8 protein-coding genes are annotated in these 6,898 nt (G+C 35.6%); 4 read left to right on the plus strand and 4 right to left on the minus strand.

What is annotated here, in order from left to right; all coding sequences use genetic code 11:
• The 4 genes from ACY651_RS19085 to ACY651_RS19100 form a co-directional block, all read left to right on the plus strand.
• On the plus strand, positions 1 to 624 hold a 624-nt coding region (locus tag ACY651_RS19085; RefSeq protein ID WP_462255101.1), incomplete at its 5' end, for a patatin-like phospholipase family protein.
• Between the two features lie 638 nt (positions 625 to 1,262).
• Positions 1,263 to 1,607 carry a hypothetical protein gene (locus ACY651_RS19090; protein ID WP_462255102.1) on the plus strand — a complete coding sequence of 115 codons (345 nt, stop codon included), beginning with the start codon at positions 1,263 to 1,265 and terminating at the stop codon, positions 1,605 to 1,607.
• A gap of 16 nt (positions 1,608 to 1,623) precedes the next feature.
• A complete protein-coding gene (locus tag ACY651_RS19095) occupies positions 1,624 to 2,241 on the plus strand; it encodes an HD domain-containing protein (RefSeq protein WP_462255103.1) in 618 nt (205 codons plus the stop codon).
• A 4-nt stretch (positions 2,242 to 2,245) separates the two neighbouring features.
• Positions 2,246 to 2,734, plus strand: a complete 489-nt coding sequence (locus ACY651_RS19100; protein WP_462255104.1) for a DUF1905 domain-containing protein — start codon at positions 2,246 to 2,248, stop codon at positions 2,732 to 2,734.
• An 11-nt stretch (positions 2,735 to 2,745) separates the two neighbouring features.
• On the opposite strand, the gene ACY651_RS19105 is transcribed toward ACY651_RS19100, so the two are convergent.
• The 4 genes from ACY651_RS19105 to ACY651_RS19120 all read right to left on the minus strand — a co-directional run.
• On the minus strand, positions 2,746 to 3,366 hold the full coding sequence (locus tag ACY651_RS19105) for a hypothetical protein (RefSeq protein ID WP_462255105.1): 621 nt from the start codon (positions 3,364 to 3,366) through the stop codon (positions 2,746 to 2,748).
• Position 3,367: 1 nt separating this feature from the next.
• A complete protein-coding gene (locus ACY651_RS19110) occupies positions 3,368 to 3,529 on the minus strand; it encodes a hypothetical protein (RefSeq protein WP_462255106.1) in 162 nt (53 codons plus the stop codon).
• A gap of 194 nt (positions 3,530 to 3,723) precedes the next feature.
• Positions 3,724 to 5,682, minus strand: coding sequence for an AIPR family protein (locus tag ACY651_RS19115; RefSeq protein WP_462255107.1), 1,959 nt, complete (start codon positions 5,680 to 5,682; stop codon positions 3,724 to 3,726).
• Positions 5,683 to 5,946: 264 nt separating this feature from the next.
• A partial coding sequence (locus ACY651_RS19120) for an ABC transporter six-transmembrane domain-containing protein (protein WP_462255108.1) occupies positions 5,947 to 6,898 on the minus strand: 952 nt, incomplete at its 5' end.

A 6,898-nucleotide genomic window follows, 5' to 3' on the forward strand; every position in this document is an offset into this window, starting at 1 on the left:
CGCCGCGCCGCTGCGCCCGGCCAGGCTCCTGTCGAACTGGCACTGCAAGGCGGCGGCGCGCACGGCGCCTTCACCTGGGGCGTGCTGGACCGGCTGCTGCAGGATCCGACGCTGGACATCGCCGCCGTCTCCGGCACCAGCGCCGGCGCGCTGAACGCCGCGGTGCTGGCCACCGGGTGGGCCCGCGGCGGCAAGGATGGCGGCCGCATCGCCGCGCGCGAGGCGCTGGCCGCGTTCTGGGGCGAAATCGGCGGGCAGCGCGGCTGCTTCGGCCACAGCCTGGTGCACCCGGCCTTCGGGCCCGGGGCGGTGGCCGGCTCGATGCTGGGCGGGCCGGCAGCCGTGCCGGCACGCGGCCCGCACCCTGGCTGGGCACCCTGGCCGATGCCCGGACTCGACGCCTTCAACCTCGACCGCAACCCGTTCTACGCATGGTTCAACGGCCTGCTGCGCCTGCTGAGCCCGTACCAGTTCAACCCGCTGGGGCTGGACCCGCTGCGCGAGGTGGTGCAGCGCCACGTCGACCCACGGCGCCTGGCCGACAGCCCGCTGGCCGTCTACGTCACCGTTGCTTTTTTTCAACTATCGGAGGCGAAAACCTGTCATAAAGTTGAACAAATGTAAGAACACCACTGCCAAGCAAAAACAATACTCCTGCTATTTTCCAAGTTAGAGATATTTTATTCCAGGTTATCATTAACCATGATTTTGCCTTAATAGGTTTATCAATAGCAGCCATTTCTATTGCAGCATGTTGTGTGATTTTTCTATCTTTTTTTCTATGACTACTTCTTCCCATATTATAAATATAGGTAAAAGTTATTTTTCCTTATTTTTTGTATAAATTTCAAACCGCCAATGCAAAAGAACCAATAAGATTAAATTTAAGAAGGTGACTATTTCCATTTTTTAATTTTTTTGTATATTTGATTAAGCAAGCCTCGTTTCCGAGCGTATAGCTATGGTAATTAGGTAGCACCGAAAACACAATAGCAGGCTTGCAAATGTTCTTTCTTATATGTTCATTCAGTTTTGATTTTCATCCTTAACCAAGTCAGATTTTCCGCAATCTGGGAACTGAATTTTAGAACGGTATTTTCGTCCTCTGACATATTTTTAGTATTTGGTGTAAACTTCTATATCATTGCCTTTTACTTACCTTTATAACCGTATGTAAACGGGTGCATTTGCTAAATAGGAATTTATTTTCTCCTAAAAACCAGACTGGTATTATGTTACAACAAAAAGAAACAAAAATCTGTTTGAGCTGCGGCAAAGCCGTAAAAGGCCGCAGCGACAAAAAATTTTGCGATGATTACTGCCGGGCTGCCTACAATAACGACCTGAAAAGTGCCGCCAATAACAATATTAGAAACGTAAATAACGCTTTGGGAAAAAACCGCCGCATTTTAGAAAGCCTTTTACCAGATGGTGAACCCACAGCAAAAGCAAGCAAGGATAAACTCATTGAAAAGGGTTTTCAATTTAAATACCATACGCATTTATACCACACCAAAACCGATAAAACTTATTTTTACTGTTATGAGTATGGTTATTTACCGCTGGAGAATAATTGGTATTTGATTGTAAAAAGAGAGGGAGAATAATTAAACCGTTTTACCTGTGTTAAAAGAAACCTTTATAAAACTAATTGGTAATTACACAACAGATGATTGGCTGGCCATACAACTGTGGAATGAAATTGAAGAAAATTATTCCAACAAAAAAAGGCACTACCATACATTAGATCATCTTGAAAATTTATTGCAACATTTGTTTACAATTAAACCCCAAATTGATAATTGGGATACCATTTTATTTTCTTTGTATTATCATGATATTATTTACAACCCACTAAAAACTACCAACGAAGAAAAGAGTGCGGAGTTTGCTGAAAACCGTATGCAACTGATTGTTGTTCCCCAAATAACTATTGAAAATTGTGTGCGCCAGATTTTGGCTACTAAAAAACATCTTTTAAGTGCAGATAACGACACCAATATTTTTATTGATGCTGATCTTTCTGTTTTAGGGCAGCCGTGGAATGTGTATGCAAATTATTTTACACAGGTAAGAAAAGAATACTCCCTTTACCCCGACCTGATTTATAAACCCGGTAGAAAAAAAGTATTGCAGCATTTTTTACAAATGGAAAGAATATTTAAAACGGATGTATGTTTTACTATGTTTGAATTGCAGGCAAAAGAAAATTTACAAAAAGAATTGGAACTATTGCAATAATTATATGGCTAAACCATTAGTAAATAAAAAATACAAACTTTTAAAATACCCCGGAAAAGTCGGCTGGATATATACAGTTATTGATGAGATTGCACCGGATAAAAGAGCCAAATTTGGCTGGGTACAGGTAAGCGGCAGCATTGATGGCTTTGAATTGAAACGCTACAAATTAATGCCGATGGCTAATGGCAAATTATTTTTACCCGTAAGAAAAGAAATACGAAAAGCCATTGGAAAAACCGAAGGCGATACGATACATGTAATTTTATATGCCGATAACTCACCTATTGAAATACCACAGGAATTTTTATTATGCCTGGATGATGAACCTGTTGCCCAACAGTTCTTTTTTAAATTAACCCAAAGCGAACAAGGCTTTTATATAAAATGGATTTATAGGGCTAAGCAGGAAGCAACAAAAACTAAAAGGATTGTGGAGGCGATTGGGAAATTGATGAAGAAGGAGAAGTTTTATGAAAATAAAAAACAATAAGAATACTTATTTTATTTGTCTGCAAAAAAATCTTTTTTTAAATACGGATTAAATTCATCTAACGGAGTTGGCAAAAAATAACCCTTTATTAAATCTGGGTTAATTACACAAACTTGAATATGATTTCTTGAGGCAAAGGAAGCCCCAGGATAAACCCGGCTTCCTTCATCAAAAGCACTTCTTATTGTATCGTAAGCTGGCTGATTTGTTTCTTTTCTTGATTGGTGCACATATCGGATAACGGCACAATCTAATTTTCTATTATTGTCATCATTTTTTGGCATTTCTTTTCCAGCTTGGTTAAGCAGTATCTTTAAACCATTGTAGGCTTCTTCTAAAACGGCTAAAGATTCAGACTCAACTAAATTTAAACAATTCCCTAATTGGATTATAGCACCTAAAACGAATGGTGTTTTTATTTTGCCTTTATTAAATTGACTGCCTTCGGCAACTTCTATTGCATAGTCTAATGCTCTTTTGGGATTTTGTTCCCAAAAATATACACCATCAGCAAGCCAATCCCATAAGTTATTGCTTGGTATTAGTTGTGTTTGTCCATTTAAAACCTGCGTACCAACTTCTTTATCACAACTGTGGTATCCTATAATTTGAAAGGGTTGATGACGGGCCAAATTATTTTTGAGTTTTGGCTGTGGTAACTGTTTCTTTTGGAGTGTCCTGTCTTACTATACCAGCATCAATAAGAAATTTTAAAGCAGCTTCCTTAGATTTAGAAGCAATTTGCGTTGCTTTTTTTATCGCTTCAACTTGCGACTGAATGGCTGTTTGTTGCATATTATTATTTTTTACGGTGACGAAATGCTAACAAAGCAATTTTTAGAATTACTTTATCAAACTTAAATTTATTGTACTTAACCAACCCGTAAAAGCATTTGTAAAAGAATAGTACCCGGCTATTCCTTTGCATTTTAGAACGCTAAAGTAGTAAAATTTGGAATGCAAGGGTGTTACATTAATAATTATTTTTATTAAGCTTTAAATAATTTAACAAATTCAATATACTTTTCAGATATTGTAAAGCCTTCATTTATCAAAGAATTTCTTAACGTACTTAAAAATACTTCTTGCCCTTTTTCCGCTCTAATCCAGTTGTTTACGTTTTCTACACCAGAGTTATTTCTTATAATATCAATTGTTTTAGAATAAACTAATTCACTAAACGATTTGATTAATTTATCCTTATAAGTTTCGCTATTATCAAAATATTTTCTTGTCTCAAAAGAAAGATTCTCAATATTTGGAATTAAGTTATCAAAATTGGATCTCATTTCAAAATAGCAACTTATATTATAAAATAAGCAAACGTTTGCGATTTCTATATTGCGCTTAATAGAATTCATTTGGTTTTCCTTTTGTTCAACTTGAACAGGATTAGCCAAGGCCTTTTGGTTTAAGTTTTGCAACAGATTTTTAAGGTATATTTTCTGAAACTTCTTGGTGTCTTCGTGTAAGCGATAAATGAATAGCAGTTCATCTATTTCTCTTTTGGATCTATTAAATAGAAGACCAGATTTCTGGTTAAATAATCTATCATAAACAGAATTTAAAATAACATCATCTTTGCCATCATTATCAAATATTTTTGTTTTCTTATCTTTTGCAGTAAAAGGTTCAGAACAAAAACCACATAATGTTAATTGTGCAAGAACTTCATTAGTTACCCTTTGGTGTGATTGAGTTTTAGGGTGTCCCGGAATTGTTTCTCCCTTTTTAATAAAAACAAAAATATTAGGAGATTCCCCTTGAAATAAACGTTCTTGCAAATCAATTTGTTCTTTCCTTATTGAAACCATATCTCTACTAGAAAGAGGCGTTTGAGTATTGTTGAATATTTTGATGTTTTCGCTGATGTTTTCATGGTTCTTTAAATCCTTGTTTATTTGATAAATTTTTGTAAGAACAAACACTTTTTTAAGGTTTTCTATATTCTCTTGCTCATTATTAATTTCTGCATCCCTTAAATAAGCACCTAAAGTACTTGTAGTCTGGGCTCCATTTATGATTGAAAAATTTTCTACAGTAATTTTTTCTTTACCATTTGCGCCAACGGCATTAAAAGCACTTGAAATAATTGTGATGCCATTATTGTAAAAAAGAAATAGGTCAGGTTCTTTGCTAACCGTTTCAAACATACTATCATATGTTTTTGAGTTCTTGTTTAATGATTCTCTTAAGTTTTGACCATAAAGGATATTTCTGCCAAGGAGGGTGTTTGCGTATTTGTTATTAAGCTTTGCTAAATCATAACCACTGAAATTACAAAGCAAGGACTGTGGAATATGCGTATTTACTTTTTTTGACTCACTATTATCAATGAAATTATTTACAATGAAATTGTTACCTGTGTCAATTTCAAAATCTTCTATCGGTACAGACATTTGTCTTGTGCCATTCTCTAATATTTGTAATTCATCCCCAGTAATTATTTTCTGATTACTTTTTTGGCTTCTAATATAATTTGTTTGACCACGGTGTACAACATAGTAAACGCAGTCGCTTTTATACTGTTTACTAAAATCCGTTCCGCTAATTATTTCCTTTAAATTTTTCTTGGAATCTCTTGGTTTATTTAGAAATATTTTTATTGAATTCTCCATTAAAATGAAACACTGTTCAATTTCTCCCGGCGAAAGAATTGAATTTTTTACCTGAACTATATGATATTTACATTCGTCTAAGTCTTTTTCTTCAAAAAATATATCAATACTATCGTCCGGTGGAGGAACAATATACTGGCATAGTAATTCTCTATGCGCCCCTTCATTATAATTAAGTTTTTTTACAGAATGAAAATTTTGAAATAAGATTTCAAAAGCAACAAGTGTAAAAGCATCATCACTTATACCAAGTCTAACAATTTTATTTTTAGGCGGAAAATCAATAAACTGATTGTATAATTCATTTATTCTGTCGTCTAATGTTGCCATTTTTAAATTTTTTATTTATAATTAGATATCACACGGCACTCATTATCAGAATTTAAATATACAATACTCTTTGTATAGAAGTAAATTATTTTTTATTATTATACCTTAAAATATTGTCATAAAAAAATCCCACCATAACAGATGAGATTTAAACAAACTTAACCGAAGATTTTGCATTGTAATAAATAACAAATCGGTATATTTTATGTTTCAACAGAAAAATAACCGTTTTTAAACTAACTGAATAGAAAAAAATAATCACATCTACGCCGCCATCTCCCCCACTTTCACCCTTTTCCCCTTCCTCACCGGTTTTAAATTATTATTATCTTCCGGAAAATCTTCCACCTGCAATTCAATTCTTCGTGTTATATCGGTTAAAGAAGTAAGGCGCTGTACGGTGTACGGAATAGTTTCTAATCCCTTTGCAAAATTGCTTATGTAAAAGAAAATACCTACCACATTACCGGCAAGTATTGCTGCGCCGGAAGTTTTATAAGTAATTAATAAACTCACACCCAAAACAATCATCACTAAAAATTCCATAAAGCCAAAATTCCAGGCTTCCTGGTTGCTGATTTTTATTTGCCACTTGCGTAAGTTATTATAATGATTGTTTACGGTTTGCCTGTTGCCGCTGCCAATAACATCTACCTGTTGCTCCAGCTCATCATTTTTTAATTTGTTCAGCCTTTTCATTCTTTTGCCATAAACATAACTGATACCCACAACCGGAACTAAAACTATTAAGCACATACCCACCACAGCAGCATCGTAAAAGAATAATAAAATTAATGAGCCCAGTAAATTGTATGCTGCTTCAATAACGTACACTAAATCAAATTCTAAAAAATCTACAAATTCTCTTGCTAAAGTAGAGTGTGCACTTAGTTTGCTTACATCCTGTTTGTAAATTCTTCTGCTTAAAAATTTTGTAACCAAAGAAACATAAATGGCAGAATACGTACGGGTATCGTACATGTGGCGCAAAGTGCCAATAATTAATGTAACAAAATGTACGGCGGATAAAATTATTAATCCATTGTAACTGCCCTTTAATAAATCGTTAATGGCCATACCCAAAAAGAAAGGCCGTAATAATCCACCCAGCATTTCTAAAGAAAATAAAATATAGGTAAGCACCAGCTGGCTGCGGTGTTTGTTCATTAAACTTTTTAAAATCTGAAAACGAGACATAGGTTCTGGTTTGTTGGTT

The organism is Ferruginibacter sp. (genome assembly GCF_031391665.1).
GTDB lineage: Bacteria > Bacteroidota > Bacteroidia > Chitinophagales > Chitinophagaceae > Ferruginibacter.

Bases quoted from the DNA above. Each gene is read 5' to 3' on its own strand.
- ACY651_RS19115 (WP_462255107.1), bottom strand. From the start codon at position 5,682: ATGGCAACATTAGACGACAGAATAAATGAATTATACAATCAGTTTATT.
- ACY651_RS19100 (WP_462255104.1), top strand. From the start codon at position 2,246: ATGGCTAAACCATTAGTAAATAAAAAATACAAACTTTTAAAATACCCC.
- ACY651_RS19110 (WP_462255106.1), bottom strand. From the start codon at position 3,529: ATGCAACAAACAGCCATTCAGTCGCAAGTTGAAGCGATAAAAAAAGCA.